The sequence below is a fragment of the Pseudomonas rhodesiae genome (genome assembly GCF_013285305.1).
Classification (GTDB): Bacteria; Pseudomonadota; Gammaproteobacteria; order Pseudomonadales; family Pseudomonadaceae; genus Aquipseudomonas; species Aquipseudomonas rhodesiae.
The window spans coordinates 5,241,594-5,264,020 of the sequence record NZ_CP054205.1; the positions used below are offsets into that span (position 1 = coordinate 5,241,594).

Sequence of the window (22,427 nt, forward strand, 5' to 3'; positions counted from 1 at the left end):
GTTTGCCTGTGGTGAGGCACGCACACTCACCACAGGGTATGTAAATTTATGTATGAAACTCGCAGCTGCGGCATACTCGGCGCTCAATTATCCGGATCCCGCTATGCGCCCACTCGCCCCCCTTGCCCTTGTCCTGTTGCTCACCGCTTGCGGAGATGGCGAATCGCTGTTGCCGCCGGATGCGCGCCTGCCCGATGGCGGCCGTTACCGGGGCGATGTGGTCAATGGTTTGCTGCAAGGCCAGGGCCGCGTGGATTACCCCAACGGCAGTTGGTACGCCGGCACGTTCGACAAGGGCCAGTGGCACGGTCAGGGTGAATGGCATGGCAGTAACGGCGAGGTCTATAAAGGGCAGTTCAAGCAGGGCCTGTTCGACGGCCAAGGCAGCCTGAACACCGCTGGCAGCCAGTATGTGGGCGGGTTCAAGAACGGTCGTCGCCATGGCGAAGGCACCCTCAAAGAAGGGCAGATGACCTACCGTGGCGAGTTCAAGGACGACCAATATTCCGGCCTCGGTCGCCTGGAACTGGCCGACGGTAGCCAGTATCAAGGCCAGTTCGCCCACGGCAAACCCAATGGCGAAGGCCAGCGCAACGACGACAGCGGCAACCAGTTCAGCGGCCATTTCGTCGATGGCCAACTGGAAGGCAACGGCACCTTCAACAGCGCCGATGGCGACATTTACATCGGCCAATTCAAACAGAACCAGCTCAACGGCAAGGGCCGTTACGAAAACGCCGATGGTGACGTATGGATCGGCCAGTTCAAGGAAGGCGCGCTGACCGGTAAGGGCGAGTTGATCGGCGCGGATGGCAGCCACTATGTCGGCGAGTTCGCCGACTGGCGCTTTAGTGGACAAGGCCGCCTGAACCTCACCGACGGCAGTTTCTATATCGGTGGCTTCGACAGCGATAACTACCAGGGCCGTGGCACCCTCGTACTCACCGACGGCACCGTACAGGCCGGCACCTGGGTCAACGGCATGCGCGTACGCGACGCGGAGGGCAAGTTATTACCCGACCCGTTGGAAATCGGCGTTCTGGCCCAAGGCCATCTGCTCGATGCCGCTCTCGCGGCCGTACCGGCCTCCACCTCCGCCGTCGAGCTGTACACCCTGGTGTTGGCCGGTGACGGCAAACAGAGCGTGTTCCTGCGCGAAGCCGATTACGTCAGCAATCTACTGGCGATCCGCTTTGGCGCACGCGGGCAGATTCGCCTGGTCAATCACCGCGACCACATTGCCGACCGCCCGCTGGCCACCCGCGAGAGCCTGCGCCGCTCCGTACAAACCCTGGCAGATCGCACTGGGCCGGAAGACCTGGTGTTCATCTACCTGACCAGCCACGGCACCCATGAACACGAACTGGTCCTGGACCAACCGCGCATGGAGCTGGCCGACCTGCCCGCCGACGAACTGGCGGCCGTAATGGCGCCGCTGAAAAACCGCGACAAAATTATTGTGATTTCCGCCTGTTACTCCGGCGGGTTCATCCCCGCGCTGAAAGACGACCGCACCCTGATCATGACGGCGTCGCGCGCCGACCGGGTGTCCTTCGGTTGTTCCGAAGAAGCCGACTTCACCTACTTCGGCGACGCCCTCTTCGCCCAGGCGCTCAACCAGACCGACGATTTGCAACAGGCCTTCAAGCTGGCCCAAGGGCATGTGAGCGAACGCGAACAGGCGGACAACTTCGAAGCGTCCGAGCCGCAGATCTGGGCTCCCAAAGGCGTGATCGCCCATTGGCAACTCTTGCGTAAACAGCAGGCACGAAAGGCGCTCGAAAGCGTCTCAATGAATAGCAAGGAAGCCAAAGGCAACTAAGCTGAACCGTGTAACAAGGGGGAAACACCATGTACCTGACGCCTCAGCATATTTTGCTTGCCGGAGCCTCCGGCCTAACGGGCGAACACCTGCTCGACCGCCTGCTCAACGAACCCACCGTCACCCGTGTACTTGCGCCCAGCCGCAAACCGTTGGCCGAACATCCGCGCCTGGAAAATCCAGTGGGCGACCCGGCGGTGTTCCTGCCCCGGCTCAGCGGCCAGGTAGACATTGCTTTCTGCTGCCTGGGCACCACCATCAAGCAAGCAGGCTCCGAAGAAGCGTTCCGCGCGGTGGACCTGGACATGGTGGTGGCTTTCGCCAAGCGAGCCCGGGAAATGGGCGCGCGGCACCTGATCGTGATCAGCGCGATTGGCGCCGATCCGAAGTCTTCGATCTTCTACAACCGCGTGAAAGGGGAAATGGAAGAAGCGCTCAAAGCTCAGGACTGGCCACAACTGACCATCGTGCGCCCATCGTTGCTGCTGGGCGAACGCCTCAAACCGCGCCTGGCCGAACAACTGGCCGGTCCGCTGTCGCGTCTGATTCCGGGTAAATACCACGGCATCGAAGTGTGCGAACTGGCCCGCGCCATGTGGCGCTTGGCGCTGGAAGAGCAAGACGGGGTGCGGGTGGTGGAGTCGGACGAACTGCGCAAGCTCGGTAAATAACCCCAAATAAGGGAGGGGGGGGGTTGCCCCCGATGGCGGAGGGGCTGTAAACCCAGGTTAAAGCCCGCCCGTGGCGTTGAACCCCACCCCCAGCACCGTCAACACCGACAGTGGCAACAGCAAGGTGTCGAGCAACGCACTGGCCGGCAGGTCGATGCCGGGATAGCTCGGCGCCTCGGCCCCAAACCGGTCCTTGGCGCAGCAGCCGCCATTCATCGCATATAAATCCAAACGCGTGCCGGCATACACCACCGGCGCGTTCGGCTTGGCTGCGTCCAACGTGCGCGCCGTGGCGCAGCCGGTCAGGTGCAACGCCAGCAGCACCAGCAGCGCCTTATTCATCGCTGCTCAAATGGTGCTCGCCCCACCGCGGCAGCATGTCCTGGGGGATATTCAACAGGTTGAGAATGCGCGCCACTACAAAATCCACCAGATCATCGATGGTTTGCGGCTGGTGATAGAAGCCCGGCGACGCCGGCAAAATCGTCACGCCCATATTCGATAGCTTGAGCATGTGCTCCAGGTGAATGCTCGAATACGGCGCCTCGCGCGGCACCAGAATCAGTTGGCGCCGCTCCTTCAAGGTCACGTCCGCCGCGCGCTCGATCAAATTGTTGCAGGCGCCGGTGGCAATCGCCGACAAGGTGCCGGTAGAACACGGCACCACCACCATCGCCGCCGGGGCACCGGAGCCCGAGGCCACCGGCGACATCCAGTCTTCCTTGCCGTAGACCTTGATCTGCCCCGCCGCCGCACCGGTGTACTCGGTGAGAAAGGCTTGCATCGATTGCACCTTGGCGGGCAGCGCCACATCGGTCTCGGTGGCCAGCACCAATTGCGCGGCTTTGGAAATCAAGAAGTGCACCTCCCGGTCCTCGCGCACCAGGCAATCGAGCAAGCGCAAGCCATAGGGGGCGCCGGATGCGCCAGTCATCGCCAGGGTGACGCGTTCCGGCCCGCTCATTTCAGAGCCTCGGCCAGTTTGCCATGCAGGCCGCCGAAACCACCGTTGCTCATGACCACCACATGGGTGCCCGGCGTGGCTTTTTGTTTGACGAACGCAATGATGCCTTCGATGGAGTCGCACACTTGCGAAGGCACTGTGCACTGCGCGGCAATGGCCGGCAGGTCCCAGCCGAGGTTGGCCGGGGCGTACCACACGGCCTGGTCGGCATCATTGACGCTTTCCGGCAAGCCGTCGCGGTGGGCGCCGAGTTTCATGGAGTTGGAGCGCGGTTCGACAATGGCGATGATCGGCGCATCACCGACCTGTTTGCGCAGGCCGTCGAGGGTGGTGGCAATGGCCGTCGGGTGGTGGGCAAAGTCGTCGTAGATGGTAATCCCATTCACGTCGGCGACTTTTTCCATCCGGCGCTTCACGCTTTTAAATGCGCTCAACGCCGCAATGCCCATGGCCGGAACCACGCCCACATGCCGCGCCGCCGCCAGGGTCACCAATGCGTTGGCCACGTTGTGCTGACCGGTCATGCCCCAATCGACAACACCTTGGGCCTCGCCTTCGAACAGCACCTCAAATCGCGAGCCGTCGTCACTGAGCAACTTGACCTGCCACTGCCCGCCGACACCGGTGGTTTGCACAGGGGTCCAGCAGCCCATATCGATCACTCGCTGCAGGGCCGGTTCGGTGGTCGGGTGGATCACCAGCCCCTCGCTCGGAATGGTGCGCACCAAATGGTGGAACTGCCGTTCGATCGCCGCCAGATCGGGGAAGATATCCGCGTGATCGAATTCCAAATTGTTCAAAATCGCCGTGCGCGGACGGTAGTGCACGAACTTGGAACGCTTGTCGAAGAAAGCGCTGTCGTATTCATCCGCCTCGATCACGAAAAACGGGGTCTCGCCCAGACGCGCCGATACCGAGAAGTTCTGCGGCACGCCGCCGATCAGGAAGCCCGGGCTCATGCCCGCATGCTCCAGCACCCAGGCCAGCATGCTGCTGGTGGTGGTCTTGCCGTGGGTGCCCGCAACAGCCAATACCCAGCGACCTTGCAACACATGGTCCGCCAGCCACTGCGGGCCGGACACATAAGGTAAGCCTTTATTGAGCACGTACTCGACCGCCGGATTGCCACGGGACATAGCGTTGCCGATCACGACCAGGTCCGGGACCGGCTCGAATTGCGCCGGGTCGTAGCCTTGGGTCAACTCAATGCCCTGAGCTTCCAGTTGCGTGCTCATGGGTGGGTAAACATTGGCATCGGAGCCGGTGACATGATGGCCCAGCTCTTTGGCCAGAACCGCCATCGAGCCCATGAACGTGCCGCAAATACCGAGAATATGAATGTGCATAGTCGACCTCGTAAAACATCGAGGCAGGTTAGCGTAGGGTGGGGAAATTCGCACTCTTTAGCTGATAGCCTGGCGGGCGATCCCGTGTCTGCGCAGCTTTCTATAAAGGGTATTGCGGCTGATACCGAGCTGCTGCGCCGTGAGTGTCATATGCCAGCGTTGTTGCTCCAGCACGGCCAGTAACGCCAGGCGCTCGGCATCGTCCAACGGTGACTCCAGCTGCGCCGCCTCGGTCAGGGCCTGCGGGTGGGCCTGACGGATCGCGACAGGCAGATCTTCCAGGCCCACACGTCCGTTGTCACACAGCGCCGCCAGCGTGCGCAGCACCGTACGCAGTTGCCGCACATTCCCCGGCCAGCTGAAACCCAACAGTGCCGAGCGCGCCGCCGCATCCAACACTATTGTCTGCCCATGCGCCTCCTGCGCCAGGAGAAACTCCAGCAACTGCGCCTTATCGCTGCGTTCACGCAACGGTGGCAGGCTGACTTCCAGACCGTTGAGCCGGTAATACAAATCTTCGCGAAAGCTACCGTTCCGTACGCGCTCCGACAGGTTTCGGTGAGTGGCACTGATGATGCGCACGTTCACCGCCTGGGGCTCGCCACCAATGGGCACCACTTGGCGGTCTTCCAGCACCCGCAATAGCCGGGTTTGCAGGGCCAGCGGCATGTCTCCGATTTCATCCAGAAACAGCGTGCCACCGTCGGCCTGCTGCAATTTGCCGGGCATGCCTTCTTTGCGTGCACCGGTAAAGCTGCCACCGCGATAACCGAACAGTTCGCTTTCGATCAGGCTTTCCGGGATCGCCGCGCAATTGAGGGCGATAAAGGCCTTGTCGACGCGCTGGCTGGCGTGGTGGACGGCTTTGGCGAAGGCTTCCTTGCCGGAGCCGGTTTCGCCGTTGATCAGCAACGGCACGTCGCGCTCGAATACCCGCAGCGCCTTGCGAAACCCCTCCTGCAACGACGGGTCGCCCAGGCAGATATCGGGCTGGCGCGCAGGTTGCGGGGCTGGGTTCGGCGCAGGCGCCAGCACGGCCGACACGCGGCGCGGCTGGCCACGCAAGGCGGCGAACAAATGCCGCCCCTCCCGCGTGCGCAGGGGCCAACTGGCAGTGGCCGTAGCGCTGGCGCGACAGAGTAGTTGATCCAGGGAACACTCGAAAAAGGCCTCCACCGGTCGCCCCAACAACCCGTCGCGCACTTGCCCCAGCAGGTTCAAGGCGCTCTGGTTGACCGCGCATATGCGTCCTTCGCCATCGAAGGCCAGCAAGCCTTCGCTGAATAACCCCACGGACTCGGCCTGCAAATGAAAACGCAACAGCCAGTGCTGCTCAAAGTGACGCAGGAAGTAACAGCTTTCGATCATCTTGGCCGACAGGTTCACCAGCGCCATGGTGTGGAACTGGCTCTGGCGCGACACCGCCTCGCGAGCCGATGACACATCCAACACTGCCAGCAGCTCGCCGTGGGGGTCGAACACTGGGCTGGCCGAACAGGTCAGCCCGGTGTGCCGGCCGCGAAAATGCTCATCCCGATGAATCGTCAAGGGTTGACGTTCAACCAGGCAGGTGCCGATGCCATTGGTGCCTTCGCTGGCCTCACTCCAATCGGCACCGAGCCACAACCCGGCGCGCTCGAAAACCCTACGCTCGGAGGGCGCGGTGACACAGTTGAGGATCACTCCGCGCGCATCGGTCAGCAGCACCGCGTGGCCGGCACCTGAGAGTTGTTGGTGCAGGCTGTTCATCTCGCTGCCGGCGATTTGCAGTACTTGCTGCAGACGCTCACGGCTTTCGAGCAGGCGGCCGTGTTCGAGCACGGTGGGAGCGATGGTTTGCGCAGGGTCGAGGTGGTAATCCTCCAGGCACCGCAGCCAGGAACGAGCGATGGAAGGATCGCTCGATGGGTCGCGGCCACGCGCCACTGTCAGGACCTGCTGGGCATGGCGACTGAAATGATCGTTGTGCATGTTCTTATTATTCTCCCGGCGTGAGAGCGTCCAGCATCCTCCAGCCCTGTGATGGATGCAATCCCGAGTCGGCCCACTGGTCATAAGCTGTACCGTTTATGGCACAAACTGTCACACCCGCTGTATCGCGCGTGCCACAGCAACCCTTTGCAACAAACCCCAACCCCTTGATTTACCTGGCCCACAACGCAGTGGCCCAACCTTTGCTCTACGCTTTACCAAGCGCTTGAGCGCTGCACTCCAATAAACATAAAAAGCCAGGAGATACCCACCATGCGTTACGCACACCCCGGTACTGAAGGCGCGATCGTTTCGTTCAAGGCCAAGTACGGCAACTACATCGGTGGCGAGTTCGTTGCGCCGGTCGATGGCAACTATTTCACCAACACCTCGCCGGTCAACGGCAAGCCTATCGCCGAATTCCCCCGCTCCACTGCCAAGGACATCGATAAAGCGCTGGACGCCGCCCATGCCGCCGCCGACGCCTGGGGCAAAACCTCAGCCCAGGACCGCTCGCTGGTGCTGCTGAAAATCGCCGATCGCATCGAGCAGAACCTCGAACTGCTTGCCATCACCGAGACCTGGGACAACGGCAAAGCCGTGCGTGAAACCCTCAACGCCGACATCCCCCTCGCTGCCGACCACTTCCGTTACTTCGCCGGCTGCATCCGCGCCCAGGAAGGCACCAGCGCCGAGATCAATGAGCACACCGCGTCCTATCACTTCCATGAGCCGCTGGGCGTGGTCGGTCAGATCATTCCTTGGAACTTCCCACTGCTGATGGCCGCCTGGAAACTCGCCCCGGCCCTTGCCGCCGGTAACTGCATCGTGCTCAAGCCGGCCGAGCAGACGCCGCTGGGCATCAACGTGTTGATGGAAGTGATCGGCGACCTGCTGCCACCGGGCGTGCTGAACGTGGTGCACGGGTTCGGCAAAGAAGCCGGCGAAGCCCTGGCCACCAGCAAGCGCATCGCCAAGATCGCCTTTACCGGTTCAACCCCGGTGGGCTCGCACATCATGCACGCGGCGGCCACCAACATCATCCCGTCCACCGTCGAACTGGGCGGCAAGTCGCCGAACATCTTCTTCGCCGACATCATGAAAGCCGAACCGTCGTTCATCGAAAAGGCCGCTGAAGGCTTGGTGCTGGCATTCTTCAACCAAGGCGAAGTCTGCACCTGCCCATCCCGCGCGCTGGTGGAAGAGTCGATCTACGACGATTTCATGAAAGTGGTGATGAAGAAGATCGAGCAGATCAAACGCGGCGACCCGCTGGACACCGACACCATGGTCGGCGCCCAGGCGTCCGAGCAGCAGTTCGACAAGATCCTCTCGTACCTGGACATCGCCAAGGGCGAAGGTGCGCAACTGCTGGCCGGCGGCCAGGTCGAGAAACTCAGCGGCGACATGGCCGGCGGTTACTACATCCAGCCGACCCTGCTTAAGGGCACCAACGAAATGCGCGTGTTCCAGGAAGAAATCTTCGGCCCGGTGGTGAGCATCACCACGTTCAAGGACGAAGCCGAAGCCCTGGCAATTGCCAACGACACCGAGTTCGGCCTGGGTGCCGGCGTGTGGACCCGCGATATCAACCGCGCCTACCGCATGGGCCGGGCGATCAAAGCAGGCCGCGTATGGACCAACTGCTACCACCTCTACCCGGCGCACGCCGCGTTCGGCGGTTACAAGAAGTCCGGCGTGGGCCGTGAGACTCACAAGATGATGTTGGATCACTACCAGCAGACCAAGAACTTGCTGGTGAGTTACGACATTAATCCATTGGGCTTCTTCTAACTCACAACACCCTCCCATCTTTGAAATGCCATCAACTGTGGGAGGGGGCCTGCCCCCTCCCACATTTAGATATTTATAAGTACTTGCGAATACATCCGGCCCACAGAGGCCGAGTTAAAAACAATAACAATGAAAGGTACTTTTCCATGCCTAGCGAACCCACTGGATCTTCTGTCGACTTCGAAAAAGTCGACACCGACTACTTCCAACAACGCGAACTGAAAAAAGGCGCCGCCGGCTGGGTACTGCTGGTGGGCCTCGGCGTTGCCTACGTGATCTCCGGCGATTATGCCGGCTGGAACTTCGGCCTGGCCCAAGGCGGCTGGGGCGGCATGTTCCTCGCAACTTTACTGATGGCCACCATGTACTTGTGCATGTGTTTTTCCTTGGCCGAACTGTCCTCGATGATCCCCACCGCCGGCGGTGGCTACGGCTTTGCCCGCAGCGCTTTCGGGCCCTGGGGCGGGTTTCTCACCGGAACGGCCATCCTGATCGAATACGCAATCGCCCCGGCCGCTATCGCGGTATTTATCGGCGCCTATTGCGAGTCGCTGTTCGGCATTGGCGGCTGGATGATTTATCTGGCGTTCTACATCCTGTTTATCGGCATCCATATTTTCGGCGTCGGCGAAGCGCTGAAACTGATGTTCGTGATCACCGCCATTGCGGCGATTGCCCTGGGCGTGTTCCTTGTGGCTATGGTGCCGCACTTCAACATGGCCAACTTGCTGGATGTGCCGGTGACCGAAGCCAAGGGCGCCAGCACCTTCCTGCCCTTCGGCTACGTCGGGGTATGGGCGGCAATCCCTTATGCGATCTGGTTTTTCCTCGCCGTGGAAGGCGTACCGCTGGCCGCTGAAGAAACCAAGAACCCCAAGCGCGACCTGCCCCGTGGCCTGATCGGCGCCATTGTGGTGCTCACCAGTTTTGCCCTGCTGATTCTGGTGATCGCACCGGGCGGCGCCGGCACCTATGCGCTGGTCAAATCGGGTAACCCGTTGGTGGAAGCACTGGCGTTGTCCTACGGCGGCTCGACCTGGATGGGCAGCTTCGTCAATCTGGTCGGCCTGGCCGGGCTGATCGCGAGCTTTTTCTCGATTATCTACGCCTATTCGCGGCAGATTTTCGCGCTTTCCCGCGCCGGCTACCTGCCGCGCAAGCTGTCGCAAACCAACAAAAGCAAGGCGCCGGTACTGGCGCTGGTGATCCCCGGCATCATCGGGTTCGGCCTGTCCCTCACTGGCCAGGGCGATCTGCTGATCCTGGTGGCGGTGTTCGGTGCGACGATTTCCTATGTGTTGATGATGGCCGCGCACATCACCCTGCGCGTGCGTCGCCCCAAAATGGAACGTCCTTACCGCACGCCCGGCGGCATTTTCACGTCCGGCGTCGCGCTGGTACTGGCCTGTGTGGCCGTGGTGGCGGGCTTTCTGGTGGATCCGCGGGTGGTGATTGGCGCGGCGATCATCTATGGAGTATTAATTGCTTACTTTGCTTTCTACAGCCGGCATCACTTGGTAGCAGGCACGCCCGAAGAAGAATTCGCCGCGATCCAGGCCGCAGAGGCCGCCTTGCACTAAGCCGTAAACCTCGACGCGGGCGCTGTTCATTCATTTGGCCCGCGTCGTCAAGGAGACACTGTATGGCAAGCTTTTCCCACGCGGTCGGTGCACAAACCTACCGCTTTGATAGCCTCAAAGACGTAATGGCCAAGGCCAGCCCCGCCCGTTCCGGGGACTTTCTGGCCGGCGTGGCCGCGCAGAACGACGGCGAGCGGGTGGCGGCGCAAATGGCGCTGGCAAATATCCCGTTGAAACATTTCCTTGAAGAAGCGCTGATTCCCTACGAAAGCGATGAAGTCACCCGTCTGATCATCGACACCCACGACAAACAGGCATTTAGCGCAGTCAGCCACCTGACCGTCGGCGGCCTGCGCGACTGGCTACTGAGCGACGCCGCCGACGAACAATCCCTACGCGCCCTGGCGCCCGGGCTGACGCCGGAAATGGCCGCCGCCGTGTCGAAGATCATGCGCGTGCAGGACCTGGTGCTGGTGGCGCAGAAGATCCGCGTCGTCACCCAGTTTCGCGGCACCATGGGCCTGCGCGGGCGCTTGTCGACGCGCCTGCAACCCAACCACCCCACGGACGAACCGGCGGGCATCGCCGCCAGCATTCTCGACGGCCTGCTCTACGGCAACGGCGACGCCATGATCGGCATCAACCCGGCCACCGACAGCATCGCCTCGATCTGCGCGATGCTGGAGATGCTCGACGCGATCATCCAACGCTACGAGATCCCCACCCAAGCCTGTGTGCTGACCCACGTCACCACCTCTATCGAAGCCATCAACCGTGGCGTGCCCCTGGACCTGGTGTTTCAGTCGATTGCCGGCACCGAGGCGGCCAACGCCAGTTTCGGCATCAGCCTGAGCGTGCTGCAGGAAGGTTACGAGGCGGGTTTGAGCCTCAAGCGCGGCACCCTGGGACAAAACCTGATGTATTTCGAAACCGGCCAGGGCAGCGCCTTGTCAGCCAACGCGCACTTTGGCGTCGACCAGCAAACCTGCGAAACCCGCGCTTACGCGGTGGCGCGGCATTTCAAGCCGTTTCTGGTTAACACCGTGGTCGGCTTTATCGGCCCGGAATACCTGTACAACGGCAAGCAAATCATCCGCGCCGGCCTTGAGGATCATTTCTGCGGCAAGCTATTGGGCGTGCCGATGGGCTGCGACATCTGCTACACCAACCACGCCGAAGCCGACCAGGACGACATGGATACCCTGCTGACGCTGCTGGGCGTGGCCGGGATCAACTTCATCATGGGCATCCCCGGCTCCGACGACATCATGCTCAACTACCAGACCACCTCCTTCCATGACGCGCTATACGCCCGGCAGACCTTGGGGTTAAAACCGGCACCGGAATTTGAACAGTGGCTGGCGAAAATGGGCATTTTCACGCAGGCCGACGGTAAGGTGCGCTTCGGCAGCAGCCTGCCACCGGCTTTTCGCCAAGCCTTGGCGCAACTGGGATGAAGGAGCCTACCGTGCAACGCGACCTGCCCGACAACCCCTGGCTGGAACTGCGCCGCCTCACCCCGGCGCGCATTGCCCTGGGCCGCACCGGCACCAGCATTCCCACCAGTGCGCAACTGGATTTCCAGTTCGCCCACGCCCAGGCGCGCGACGCGGTGCACCTGCCGTTCGACCATGCGGGCCTGAGCCAGCAACTGGCCGAACGCGGGCGTGACAGCTTGTTGCTGCACAGCGCCGCCACCGACCGCCACAGCTACCTGCAACGCCCGGACCTGGGCCGCCGCTTGAGTGATGAATCGGCCCAGGCCCTGCGCGCGCATGCCCAGGCCAATCCGGGAGGCGTGGACCTGGCAGTGGTGGTGGCCGATGGTTTATCGGCATTGGCGGTGCATAAACACACCTTGCCGTTTCTGACACGCCTGGAGGAACAAACCCACGCCGAGGGCTGGTCGTTATCGCCGGTGATACTGGTGGAACAGGGCCGTGTGGCCGTGGCCGACGAGATCGGGCAATTGCTCGGCGCCAAAATGGTGGTGATCCTGATCGGCGAACGACCGGGGCTCAGCTCACCGGACAGCCTGGGCCTGTATTTCACCTACAACCCCAAGGTCGGCCTCACCGATGCCTACCGCAACTGCATCTCCAACGTGCGTTTGGAAGGGCTGAGTTACGGCATGGCAGCGCATCGCCTGCTTTACTTGATGCGAGAGGCGTGTCGACGGCAGCTGTCGGGGGTCAATCTCAAGGACGAGGCGCAGGTTCAGACGATCGAGTCGGACGATCCGGACCTGATGAAAGGGAATTTTCTGCTCAGCTCACCGGATGACCAATAGCGGCACGATTGCGCTTTTTGGCGCCATTAGGCAGCATCCGGTCACGGCCGCTTGTGTGGTCATACCCCATTTGGAAGTTGAGGCCTGGCATGCGGATTACTCAAGCGACCCTGGAACACTTGGACCTGTTGACCCCCTTGTTCGTCAAATACCGCGAGTTCTATGGGGCGCTGCCCTACCCGGACTCGTCCCGGGCCTTCCTGGAAAAACGCCTGCGGCGCAAGGAGTCGGTGATCTACCTGGCGCTGGCCGATGACGACGACAAGAAGCTGCTTGGGTTTTGCCAGCTGTACCCGAGCTTTTCGTCGCTGTCGCTCAAGCGGGTGTGGATCCTCAATGATATTTATGTGGCCGAAGACGCACGTCGCCAATTGGTGGCGGACAACCTGATGCGCACGGCCAAGAAAATGGCCAAGGAGACCCACGCGGTGCGGCTGCGGGTGTCCACCAGCAGTGATAACCAGGTGGCGCAAAAAACCTACGAGTCGATGGGTTTTCGCGAGGACACCGAATTCAAGAACTACACGTTGCCGATCAGCGAAGACTGATGCCCGGATAGACACACTGTTAACGAGGGCAAGCCCTCTCCCACATTGATCTTATTGTCATGGCGGGTTTGCGACCGGTTCTGCGGGTGTAAATGCAGGGAAACGCTCCGAGCCAGGTGCCTTGACACTACTCCAATGTGGGAGGGGGCTTGCCCCCGATGACGGTCTGACTGCCCCACCACTTTCGCGAACACGCTGAATTGGTGGCAATCTGCAGACCGGGCTCCACGACATCCCCCGCTACAAAAGCCACACGCTTTTCACCTCCCGATCCGTATAATGCGCACCTTTCAGGGTTGTAAGAATCGCGGCATACACTTGTAGCCTTACTTACCCGAGCTTCCGCACAGGCCTGCTGAGTCGGGCCGTTCACACAGGTGCCATCCATGGATTTCAACCCGCTCGACCTTATCCTGCATCTCGATGTTTACCTCGATCTGCTGGTCACCAATTACGGTCCGTGGATCTACGCCATTCTGTTTCTGGTGATCTTTTGCGAGACCGGCCTGGTGGTCATGCCCTTCCTGCCGGGCGATTCGCTGCTGTTTATTGCCGGTGCGGTGGCGGCCGGCGGCGGTATGGACCCGGTGTTGTTGGCCGGCCTGTTGATGCTGGCGGCGATCCTTGGCGACAGCACCAACTATGTGATCGGGCGAACCGCCGGCGAGCGTTTGTTCAGCAACCCGAATTCGAAGATCTTCCGCCGCGACTACTTGCAAAAAACCCACGATTTCTATGACAAGCACGGCGGCAAAACCGTGACCCTGGCGCGCTTCCTGCCGATCCTGCGCACCTTTGCGCCGTTCGTCGCCGGCGTCGCCAAAATGCCGTACGCCCGCTTTTTCGGCTTCAGCGTGCTGGGTACCGTGCTGTGGGTCGGCGGCCTGGTGACCCTCGGGTACTTCTTCGGCAACGTGCCGTTTATCAAGAAAAACCTGTCGCTGTTGGTGGTGTTCATCATTCTGCTGTCCCTGGTGCCGATGATCATCGGCGTGTTTCGCAGCCGCTTTGGCCGCACCAGCTCCGAAGCCAAACAGCAGTAACCGGCGATGTGGTCCCTCAGCGCCTGGCGTCGTCGGCGCCTGCTGGCCAAGCACCCGATTGCCGACGACACGTGGCAGCGGGTGCGCCATCACCTGACCTTCCTCGACGGCATCAGCGCCGAGCAGGACCAGTGGCTGCGTGAAGCCTGCGTGGTGTTCCTCGCCGAAAAACACCTCACCGCCCTCCCCGGCGTCGACTTGCATCAGGAACAACGCCTGCTGCTCGCCGCCCAAGCGCAATTGCCGCTGATGAACCTTGGCGACCTCGATTGGTATCAGGGCTTCCACGAAATCGTGCTGTACCCCGACGACTTCCTCAGCCCGCAACGTCATCGCGACGCCAGCGGCGTCGAGCACGAGTGGGATGGCGAGCACAGCGGCGAAGCCTGGCAACAAGGCCCGGTGATCCTTGCCTGGCCCGGCGTGCTAGCCAGCGGCCAGTGGGAAGGCTACAACCTGGTGATCCACGAACTGGCGCACAAGCTCGACATGCTCAACGGCGACGCCAACGGCCTGCCGCCGCTGCACAGCGACATGCGCGTGCAGGAGTGGGCCAGCGTGATGCAAAGCGCGTTTGATGACCTCAATCGCCAGTTGGACGCCCACCCCGATGCCGAAACGCAGATAGACCCGTACGCGGCGGAAAACCCGGCGGAGTTCTTTGCCGTTACCAGCGAATATTTCTTCAGCGCCCCGGATTTGCTGGTCGACAGTTATCCCCAGGTATACGCCCAACTCAGCCGCTTCTATCGCCAGGATCCCCTGGCCCGCCTGACCCAACTGCAAGCCGCTGACCCGCGCTATCAGCCACAAGGCGAATGACCGTACGACGTCTGGCGCATGGCATCGGCGTCAGAATGTGCCTATAATCGCGGCCACTTTTAGGCCAATCCGGCCAAGTTTCTTGGCCAACTAACGGGGGCAACGCCCAATGAGCTACAGCAAGATTCCGGCTGGCAAAGACCTGCCGAACGACATCTACGTCGCCATCGAGATTCCGGCCAACCACGCGCCGATCAAATACGAAATCGACAAAGACAGCGACTGCCTGTTCGTTGACCGTTTCATGGCCACCCCGATGTTCTACCCGGCCAACTACGGTTTTATCCCCAACACCCTGGCTGACGACGGCGACCCCCTCGACGTACTGGTCGTAACCCCTTACCCGGTTACCCCTGGCTCGGTTATCCGCGCACGCCCAGTCGGCATCCTGAACATGACCGACGACGGCGGCGGCGATGCCAAAGTCATCGCAGTGCCTCACGACAAACTGTCCCAGCTGTACGTGGACGTGAAGGAATACACCGATCTGCCGCCACTGCTGCTGGAACAGATCAAACACTTCTTCGAGAACTACAAAGACCTCGAAAAAGGCAAATGGGTGAAGATCGACGGTTGGGGCAACGCAGACGCCGCCCGTGCCGAGATCATGAAGTCGGTGGCTGCCTACAAAGGCTGATACCGAATCCTCATTGCCTGAGTCCATCAGAAAAAGCCCCGTTCATTCGGGGCTTTTTTTTGGAAAAAATAAACGCATAGTTCAACAAACAGCAACTAACGTTTAAGTGCGCAATAAAAATGAAAAAATAGGCCACAACTAAGCAAAAACCTACAAGTGCAAATCAACGCATGGTTTATTTGATTAGTTTTCTCGGCCAGTAAACTCTGCGTTTATGAATAAATCAGGTGATCGTTTAAAAGCGCTACTGCGGGAAGTTCATCTTTCCGCTTCCGACTTCGCCAAGAACCGCGGTGTCACACCTCAACATGTGAACAACTGGTTCAAACGCGGCGTGCCCATGGGCCGACTCAATGAGATCGCAGAACTGCTCTGTGTCTCCAGCCGTTGGCTACGCACCGGCGAAGGCCCCAAACACCCACCGGCCAACTTCCTGCTGGAAGGCCCCGGTACACGGAAAGGACTCCCCACCCGCGAAGAAAGTGGCAAATACCTCACAGGCCCCGCCTGCCCGCCGGAAAAACTGGATGTGGAAATCCCCCTCCACCCCACCTTCACTTCAACCGAACGTATTCGCATCTCTGTGCACGCTCTCAAAACCCTCAACATCAACCCCGACCGCGCGCTGGGCGCCTACATGGTCGACAACAGCATGATCGACATCATCCAGCAAGGCGCCACCCTCGCCATCGACAAAGGCCGTACCCAAATCATTGACGGCGAAATCTACGCCGTCGAACACGACGGCATGCTACGCATCAAATACCTCTACAACCGGCCTGGCGGCGGTTTGCGCATGCGCAGTCACAACGCCAGCGAACACCCGGATGAATACCTCACCCACGAGGAACGCTTCGAACAGAACTTCGAGATTGTAGGCTGGGTGTTTTGGTGGTCCACCCTCAACAACCGCCGCCCTCCGGTACCGCTGGATGAGCACCTATTAGGCTGGGAAGGCTCTAAATCGGACACGGAGGTGGGCAACTGAGAGGAATGTGGGTATCATCCGTCGCACATTTGGCAGGGGTAGCCCAAGGCTATCCACCCTGCTCGGCGAAGCGGAGGAGTTCCCGCGGATGCCCCTACTATTCAGCCCGACGCCATGTGGGCTGAGCGATTTGAAGGCTGGTAAGGTTTGTCAAAAACAAATTGAAGCAGTCCCCGAGAAGCCGGCCACAAGCCGGCTTTTTAATGTCCGTAAGAAACGCCCTCCTATAGTCGCAACCACCGCGACGCCGCCACTGCGAACACCTGTCACTCAGTCTCCCTTCAACGCTCGACTCTTCATCGGCAGCACTGTCGAACAAGATTTGCCATCGTCCTATTTAAGTTGACAGAAAGACATATTCCAGCCGGTTTATCACATTCTAAGCACCCATTAATCTGTGCCCATGTTGAACGCAACGCCCAACCAACCTAAACAAAAAAGGATTCAACCATGAGCACTGCAACCTACAACCGCCTCAACAAAGACGACGCCATCGTACTGCTGGTCGACCACCAGACCGGTCTGATCTCCCTGGTGCAGGACTTCTCACCCAACGAGTTCAAGAACAACGTGCTGGCTTTGGCCGACCTGGCGAAGTTCTTCAACCTGCCGACCATCCTCACCACCAGCTTCGAACAGGGCCCCAACGGCCCGCTGGTGCCGGAGCTGAAAGAGATGTTCCCGGATGCGCCTTACATCGCCCGTCCTGGTCAGATCAATGCGTGGGACAACGAAGATTTCGTCAAGGCAATCAAAGCCACCGGCCGTAAGCAAATCATCATTGCCGGTGTGGTCACGGATGTCTGCGTAGCGTTCCCGACCTTGTCGGCGCTGGCGGAAGGGTTTGAGGTGTTTGTGGTAACCGATGCATCCGGCACGTTCAACACCACGGTGCAGCAAGCGGCGTGGAGCCGGATGACACAAGCCGGTGCACAGTTGATGAACTGGTTCTCGGTGGCTTGTGAGCTGCATCGCGACTGGCGTAACGATATCGAAGGGCTGGGCAATCTACTGTCCCAGCGTATCCCGAACTATCGCAACTTGATGAATGGGTATGCGGCGCTGACGGCGCATCAGAAGTAAGCCAGCCTTAGCGTGCGATAAGCCTGCCCTGAAAAGCAGGCTTTCGTTATTCAACCGAGCTTCCAACTTTGAGAACCACAGCGCACTGCTCTTCAATCAGCATAATCGCCATTTGAAGTAGCCCCCAACTGTGATTGGGGCTGACTATTGCGCGACCTTCATAAGCCCTTTCTGATTTTCCCCACCGTTCATCCAGCCGCTTTTTACTGCGGCAGACTCCGACGCCTTGCCCTCTGCCGAGACGTCACGGATGACCCACGCTTCCCACATTGCCTCTATCGAACATGAGCTGGATGGCTTTCATCAGAGCCTGGTGACTTATCGCCAGCAGATGGGCGCCTGGTATTCGCGGACGGTGGATTCGGTGAGCCATGCGGCAGATATGCCGTCGTTGCTGGGGATGGATCGGGTGTTGCGCGTCGGTGACTCGCAGACAACCGTAAGCATGAGCGACGCTAACTTTATCGGCAGTGTTGCCGTGTGCCAGTTGGGCGGCGAGCTGAAGATAGAGAGCAAATTCGACTCAGTGTATGACGTGCCGATTGGCGACATTCCGGTCGAGGTGATCAGGCTGGATGACGGCAGTTCCACGCGGGTCATGTTGGATGAGCACGGCAAGGGCTCACACCACTGCGCCGCTGGCGGGCGCTATCAGGTTCGGGTACAGGGCGGTGTTTCCCAGGAGCAGGTTGACGCGTTGTTCGCCTCCTACGCCGGGCTGATGGCGGACCTGGAGCGGTGGCTTCGCGAACAGTGGCAAGGCTTCAAGCCGCATTGGCAGCAGTCCACGGCCAGTGCGATTGGCAGCGGCGTGCTGGCGGGCAGTTGGGCCGCGATCCGGGACGTGTGGGACAGCATCAAGCTGGTGCAGGCGATTCTTGAAAACCCGTTGAAGTACGTCGAACAGCTGGGAGCCGAAGCGGCCAAGCTGGCACAAATCGCCACCGATGCGCCCAAGGTCATGGAACAGGCGATGTTGCTCGCCAGTGATGAGGCGGCGCTGTTCCTGCTGGTGCGCACGGCGATGATCTGGTTGGGCGCATTGCCGCCCAGTGAGATTGCGCAAGTGGCCGCTGGGTTTGTGGTGTCGCTGCTGATTGACCTGGTGATTGGCGCGGTGCTGACCATCGCATTGCCGGCGGCGGCTGTGGCGTATTTGAGCCTGCGGTTGGCCAGGTATGGCGCACAGATTGTTAAAGCGGCTGTTGGTTTTGTTCAGAGCGTGCTGGCGATTCTGACGAGGTTCATGCAGGCGGTGGATCGCTACAAAGCGGTAGCGGTTCGCGGCGTGGTCGGCGGAGTGAAGCAAGGCACGCTGCAGATGCGCTGGCGGGCGCGGCAGAACGCGGTGCTGAAGCAAAAAGAGCCTGTGGATGATGCACCGCTCGTGGCGACAAATCCTAAGGGCGATGCGGCGGCTTCTGCGGATAAAACCGTCACTAACGGCTGCCCCGTATCGATGGTCACCGGCGAGGAATTGCTGACCCTGACTGATGGCACGTTGGATGGGATTTTGCCGTTTGAATGGACACGCCTGTATCGCACCAGTGCGGTGGAAGTCGATTTAGGACTGGGGTTTGGCTGGAGCCACGGCCTGGCACAGCGGCTGCTGGTTTCAGGCGATTCGGTGGTGTGGACCGACCATGAAAATCGCTCTATCTCGTTTCCAATCCCCACCGTTGCGAGGCCGGCAATCACCAATAGCCTGGCCGAAGCAGCGATCTATCTGGGGGCTTCGCCGGATGAGCTGGTGCTGGCCCAGGCATCGCGGTTCTACCACTTTCGCGACGGTGTGCTGACAGCGATCAGCGATGCGTATGACAACCGCCTGCGAATTTTCCGCGACGTGCTCGGACGTATCGAGCGGGTGGATAACGGGGTGGGTCGCTCGTTGTTTCTGCGCTATGGGAGCGGGCGCATTGTTGCGGTGGATTATCAGATTCAGCGCGCCGAAGGCCGTGGTCCGTATGCCTGGACGACTGAGCAAAACGTCGTTTCCTACGCCTATGACGACCTGGGCCGACTGGTCTCGGCGACCAATGCCGTCGGCGAAAGCGAGGTGTATCGCTACGACGATCAGCACGTCATTGTGGAACGCGGCCTGGCCGGTGGGGCGAGTTTCTTCTGGGCGTGGGAACGCTCCGGCAAAGCGGCGCGCTGTGTGCGGCACTGGGCCAGCTTCTCGCAGATGGACACGCGCTATGTGTGGGGCGATGACGGCCAAGTCACGGTGCACAACGCCGATGGCAGCCAGGAAATCTATGTCCACGACGACCGTGCGCGATTGGTGCAACGCATCGATCCCGATGGCGCGCAGCACTTCAAATCCTACGACGCTAAAGGCCGGCTGACGGTCGAGCAGGATCCGCTGGGCGCGGTGACGGCCTACCAGTACGACGAGGCCGGACGGCTGGTGGCGCTGTTTCCCGGCGAAGATGAGCCCACTACCTACGAGCATGACCACGGTTTCGTACGCGTGGTGCGCCGGGGTGAAGCGGTCTGGAAATACGAGCGTAACGATCAGGGCGATGTCATTCGTAAGATCGATCCTGACGGTCACGTTACCGACTACAGCTACAACAAACATGGGCAACTGACCGGCGTCTGGTACCCGGACCACAGCTGCCATCGCTTGGTGTGGAATGAGCGCGGGCAACTGGTTGAGGAGCAGTTGCCCAATGGTGGCATCAGGCGCTATCGCTACGACGACCTGGGCCGCGAGGTGGCGCGCGAGGATGAACATGGCGCGCTGACCCAGTACCAGTGGGACGCTGTGGGTCGGCTGACTCGTCTGACCCTGCCAGGCGGTGCCACCCGCGAATACAGCTACAACCCCTACGGAAAAATCACCGCCGAACGCGACGAACTCGGCCACGTCATCCGCTACGACTACGCTGACGGCCTGCACCTGATCAGCCGTCGCCTGAATGCCGATGGCACTCAGGTCCAGTACCGCTATGACAACGCCCGATTACTGCTCACCGAAATCGAAAACGAGGTCGGCGAGACCTACCGACTCAACTATCACCCCAACGGGCTGATCCAACAGGAAGTCGGGTTTGATGGGCAGCGCACCGCTTACGTTTACGACCTCAACGGCAACCTGCAGGAAAAGACCGAATACGGCGACGACGGCAGTCAGCTCGTCACTCGTTACGAACGCGACCACGCCGGACGCCTGGTACGAAAAATCCTGCCCGATGGCCAAACCGTCGATTACACCTACGACCGCCAGGGCAATCTCCTCAGCGTCGACGACGGCCACTGGGCGCTGGCCTACGAGTATGACCGCCAAAACCGCCTCACCGCCGAACACCAGGGCTGGGGCACCCTGCGCTATGGCTACGACGCCTGCGGCCAGCTCAAGCACCTGCGCCTGCCGGATAACAACCGCGTGGCCTTCAACCGCGACAAGGGCGGGCACCTTGCGACTGTTGAATTGAATGGCAAAACCCTGACCTCGCACCTATTCAACGCCGGTCTGGAGCACCAGCGTCAACAAGGCCAACTGCTCAGCCACTATCACTACGACGACCAACAGCGCCTGCACGCCCACGCCGTCACCCACCAGAGCCACCCGCTGCTGCAGCGCCAATACGACTACGACCGAGCCGGCAACCTCACCCGCCTGCTCGACACCCGCAAAGGCGAACACCACTACCGCTACGACCCGCTGCAACGCCTGACCCGCGCCAATCATTCCCACGACGTGCAGGAACGTTTCGCCCACAACCCGGCCGGCAACCTGCTGATGCAAAACCGCCCCGGCCCCGACATCGTCGCCGGCAACCGCCTGCTGATCCAGGGCGACCGCCACTACACCTACGACGCCTTCGGCAACCTGACCCAGGAACGCCGTGGCAAAGGCCAGCAACTCGTCACCGAATACCGTTATGACAGCCAGCACCGGCTGATCGAAATCACCCGGCCCAACGGCCAAACCGCCCGTTACCGCTATGACCCGTTTGGCCGGCGTATCAGCAAAACCGTCGACGGCCTCACCACCGAATTTTTCTGGCAAGGCGACACACTTATCGCCGAACACCAAGCGGGCCGCCACCGCAGCTACCTCTACGAACCCGACAGCTTCCGGCCGCTAGTCCTACTGGAAGGCTTCGGTCCAAAAGAAACACAGCCCTACCACTACCAACTCGACCACCTCGGCACACCCCAGGAACTCACCACCCCCGAGGGCGATATCGCCTGGTCCGCCCACTACCGCGCCTACGGTGAAATCGCCCGCCTCGACGTAGGCAAACTCGACAACCCACTGCGCTTCCAGGGCCAGTACTTCGACGAAGAAAGCGGCCTGCACTACAACCGCCATCGCTACTACAATCCGGATATTGGTCGCTACCTGACGCCAGACCCGGTGAAGTTGGCGGGTGGGATCAATGGGTATCGGTATGTGCCTAACCCTACGGGGTGGGTGGATCCGCTGGGACTGAGTACATGCCCAGGGAATAAAGAATGTAAACCATCGTTGAGTGTTGACGAGCCTGTACCGCGACACAATGATGGACAGCCAAGCCTACCCACTGCCCACTCTCATTTTCCAAGCGATCCTAATGATTTAACAGACGTGCTAGGAGTAGCGCCAAAAGTCTCCACGACAAAGCATGGCACTCAGCGAATGGAGTGGAAACCTAACAGTAATACCCGGATTAGATTTGAGAGCCATCCGGGAGATGAGGGTGTATTCGTACAGAGACATCACGGCGAGCACTATCACATAGAGCTAAAGCCCAACGACTTCAGTTGGAAACAGGCTGAAAAAAACAGTCTAGTAATGAAAGTACTACCACATAATTACGAAGAAGGGCACGGAACCGGATTTTTGCCGGGTGAAAAACATCCAGGAAGCTGAC

Annotated in this window: 17 protein-coding genes; 13 read left to right on the forward strand and 4 right to left on the reverse strand. The window is 60.4% G+C overall.

Features of this window, described 5'->3' with window-relative positions; all coding sequences use genetic code 11:
- The first annotated feature begins 103 nt into the window (after positions 1-103).
- Both HRH33_RS23720 and HRH33_RS23725 read left to right on the forward strand, forming a co-directional pair.
- Positions 104-1,822 (forward strand): C13 family peptidase, encoded by a 1,719-nt coding sequence (locus HRH33_RS23720; protein ID WP_167418184.1) that lies wholly within the window; start codon positions 104-106, stop codon positions 1,820-1,822.
- Between the two features lie 29 nt (positions 1,823-1,851).
- Positions 1,852-2,493: an oxidoreductase gene (locus HRH33_RS23725; RefSeq protein WP_034100926.1), complete on the forward strand. Its 642-nt coding sequence runs from the start codon at positions 1,852-1,854 to the stop codon at positions 2,491-2,493.
- A gap of 57 nt (positions 2,494-2,550) precedes the next feature.
- Here HRH33_RS23725 and HRH33_RS23730 read toward each other — a convergent pair whose 3' ends face one another.
- From HRH33_RS23730 to HRH33_RS23745, 4 genes are read right to left on the reverse strand one after another with little or no spacing between them, the layout of a single operon-like run.
- The gene (locus HRH33_RS23730) at positions 2,551-2,835 is read right to left on the reverse strand and encodes a YceK/YidQ family lipoprotein (protein ID WP_034139431.1); all 285 of its coding nucleotides are present in this window, start codon (positions 2,833-2,835) and stop codon (positions 2,551-2,553) included.
- Positions 2,828-3,457 carry a flavin prenyltransferase UbiX gene (gene ubiX, locus HRH33_RS23735; protein ID WP_034100928.1) on the reverse strand — a complete coding sequence of 210 codons (630 nt, stop codon included), beginning with the start codon at positions 3,455-3,457 and terminating at the stop codon, positions 2,828-2,830. The genes HRH33_RS23730 and ubiX overlap by 8 nt, the downstream gene beginning before the upstream one ends.
- Positions 3,454-4,803 carry a UDP-N-acetylmuramate:L-alanyl-gamma-D-glutamyl-meso-diaminopimelate ligase gene (gene mpl / locus HRH33_RS23740; protein WP_094065975.1) on the reverse strand — a complete coding sequence of 450 codons (1,350 nt, stop codon included), beginning with the start codon at positions 4,801-4,803 and terminating at the stop codon, positions 3,454-3,456. Before mpl ends, ubiX begins: the two co-directional genes overlap by 4 nt.
- A gap of 57 nt (positions 4,804-4,860) precedes the next feature.
- Complete coding sequence (locus tag HRH33_RS23745; protein WP_167418183.1) at positions 4,861-6,774, reverse strand: sigma-54-dependent Fis family transcriptional regulator; 1,914 nt, start codon at positions 6,772-6,774, stop codon at positions 4,861-4,863.
- Positions 6,775-7,047: 273 nt separating this feature from the next.
- On the opposite strand from HRH33_RS23745, the gene exaC reads away from it, so the two are divergent.
- The 11 genes from exaC to HRH33_RS23800 all read left to right on the forward strand — a co-directional run bounded on the left by exaC (position 7,048) and on the right by HRH33_RS23800 (position 22,426).
- A complete protein-coding gene (exaC, locus tag HRH33_RS23750; RefSeq protein ID WP_034115221.1) occupies positions 7,048-8,568 on the forward strand; it encodes an acetaldehyde dehydrogenase ExaC in 1,521 nt (506 codons plus the stop codon).
- Between the two features lie 146 nt (positions 8,569-8,714).
- Positions 8,715-10,148 carry an ethanolamine permease gene (eat, locus tag HRH33_RS23755; RefSeq protein WP_034100934.1) on the forward strand — a complete coding sequence of 478 codons (1,434 nt, stop codon included), beginning with the start codon at positions 8,715-8,717 and terminating at the stop codon, positions 10,146-10,148.
- Between the two features lie 62 nt (positions 10,149-10,210).
- A complete protein-coding gene (locus HRH33_RS23760; protein ID WP_034100935.1) occupies positions 10,211-11,605 on the forward strand; it encodes an ethanolamine ammonia-lyase subunit EutB in 1,395 nt (464 codons plus the stop codon).
- Positions 11,602-12,438, forward strand: coding sequence for an ethanolamine ammonia-lyase subunit EutC (gene eutC, locus HRH33_RS23765; protein ID WP_167418182.1), 837 nt, complete (start codon positions 11,602-11,604; stop codon positions 12,436-12,438). Before HRH33_RS23760 ends, eutC begins: the two co-directional genes overlap by 4 nt.
- 89 nt (positions 12,439-12,527) lie before the next feature.
- Positions 12,528-12,986 (forward strand): GNAT family N-acetyltransferase, encoded by a 459-nt coding sequence (locus tag HRH33_RS23770; RefSeq protein ID WP_167418181.1) that lies wholly within the window; start codon positions 12,528-12,530, stop codon positions 12,984-12,986.
- Between the two features lie 386 nt (positions 12,987-13,372).
- A complete protein-coding gene (locus HRH33_RS23775; RefSeq protein ID WP_123479421.1) occupies positions 13,373-14,029 on the forward strand; it encodes a DedA family protein in 657 nt (218 codons plus the stop codon).
- 6 nt (positions 14,030-14,035) lie between these two features.
- Positions 14,036-14,851: a M90 family metallopeptidase gene (locus HRH33_RS23780; protein ID WP_034139435.1), complete on the forward strand. Its 816-nt coding sequence runs from the start codon at positions 14,036-14,038 to the stop codon at positions 14,849-14,851.
- Between the two features lie 109 nt (positions 14,852-14,960).
- Positions 14,961-15,488 (forward strand): inorganic diphosphatase, encoded by a 528-nt coding sequence (gene ppa, locus HRH33_RS23785; RefSeq protein ID WP_003176323.1) that lies wholly within the window; start codon positions 14,961-14,963, stop codon positions 15,486-15,488.
- A gap of 214 nt (positions 15,489-15,702) precedes the next feature.
- Positions 15,703-16,476, forward strand: coding sequence for a LexA family transcriptional regulator (locus tag HRH33_RS23790; protein WP_034100940.1), 774 nt, complete (start codon positions 15,703-15,705; stop codon positions 16,474-16,476).
- A 450-nt stretch (positions 16,477-16,926) separates the two neighbouring features.
- Positions 16,927-17,559, forward strand: coding sequence for an isochorismate family cysteine hydrolase YcaC (ycaC, locus tag HRH33_RS23795; protein ID WP_034100941.1), 633 nt, complete (start codon positions 16,927-16,929; stop codon positions 17,557-17,559).
- 250 nt (positions 17,560-17,809) lie between these two features.
- Positions 17,810-22,426 carry an RHS repeat-associated core domain-containing protein gene (locus tag HRH33_RS23800; RefSeq protein ID WP_173603564.1) on the forward strand — a complete coding sequence of 1,539 codons (4,617 nt, stop codon included), beginning with the start codon at positions 17,810-17,812 and terminating at the stop codon, positions 22,424-22,426.
- The last annotated feature ends 1 nt before the right edge of the window (position 22,427 follow it).

Coding starts and splice junctions, on each gene's coding strand:
- HRH33_RS23720 (WP_167418184.1), top strand. CDS start 104: ATGCGCCCACTCGCCCCCCTTGCCCTTGTCCTGTTGCTCACCGCTTGC.
- HRH33_RS23725 (WP_034100926.1), top strand. CDS start 1,852: ATGTACCTGACGCCTCAGCATATTTTGCTTGCCGGAGCCTCCGGCCTA.
- HRH33_RS23730 (WP_034139431.1), bottom strand. CDS start 2,835: ATGAATAAGGCGCTGCTGGTGCTGCTGGCGTTGCACCTGACCGGCTGC.
- ubiX (WP_034100928.1), bottom strand. CDS start 3,457: ATGAGCGGGCCGGAACGCGTCACCCTGGCGATGACTGGCGCATCCGGC.
- mpl (WP_094065975.1), bottom strand. CDS start 4,803: ATGCACATTCATATTCTCGGTATTTGCGGCACGTTCATGGGCTCGATG.
- HRH33_RS23745 (WP_167418183.1), bottom strand. CDS start 6,774: ATGCACAACGATCATTTCAGTCGCCATGCCCAGCAGGTCCTGACAGTG.
- exaC (WP_034115221.1), top strand. CDS start 7,048: ATGCGTTACGCACACCCCGGTACTGAAGGCGCGATCGTTTCGTTCAAG.
- eat (WP_034100934.1), top strand. CDS start 8,715: ATGCCTAGCGAACCCACTGGATCTTCTGTCGACTTCGAAAAAGTCGAC.
- HRH33_RS23760 (WP_034100935.1), top strand. CDS start 10,211: ATGGCAAGCTTTTCCCACGCGGTCGGTGCACAAACCTACCGCTTTGAT.
- eutC (WP_167418182.1), top strand. CDS start 11,602: ATGAAGGAGCCTACCGTGCAACGCGACCTGCCCGACAACCCCTGGCTG.
- HRH33_RS23770 (WP_167418181.1), top strand. CDS start 12,528: ATGCGGATTACTCAAGCGACCCTGGAACACTTGGACCTGTTGACCCCC.
- HRH33_RS23775 (WP_123479421.1), top strand. CDS start 13,373: ATGGATTTCAACCCGCTCGACCTTATCCTGCATCTCGATGTTTACCTC.
- HRH33_RS23780 (WP_034139435.1), top strand. CDS start 14,036: ATGTGGTCCCTCAGCGCCTGGCGTCGTCGGCGCCTGCTGGCCAAGCAC.
- ppa (WP_003176323.1), top strand. CDS start 14,961: ATGAGCTACAGCAAGATTCCGGCTGGCAAAGACCTGCCGAACGACATC.
- HRH33_RS23790 (WP_034100940.1), top strand. CDS start 15,703: ATGAATAAATCAGGTGATCGTTTAAAAGCGCTACTGCGGGAAGTTCAT.
- ycaC (WP_034100941.1), top strand. CDS start 16,927: ATGAGCACTGCAACCTACAACCGCCTCAACAAAGACGACGCCATCGTA.
- HRH33_RS23800 (WP_173603564.1), top strand. CDS start 17,810: ATGACCCACGCTTCCCACATTGCCTCTATCGAACATGAGCTGGATGGC.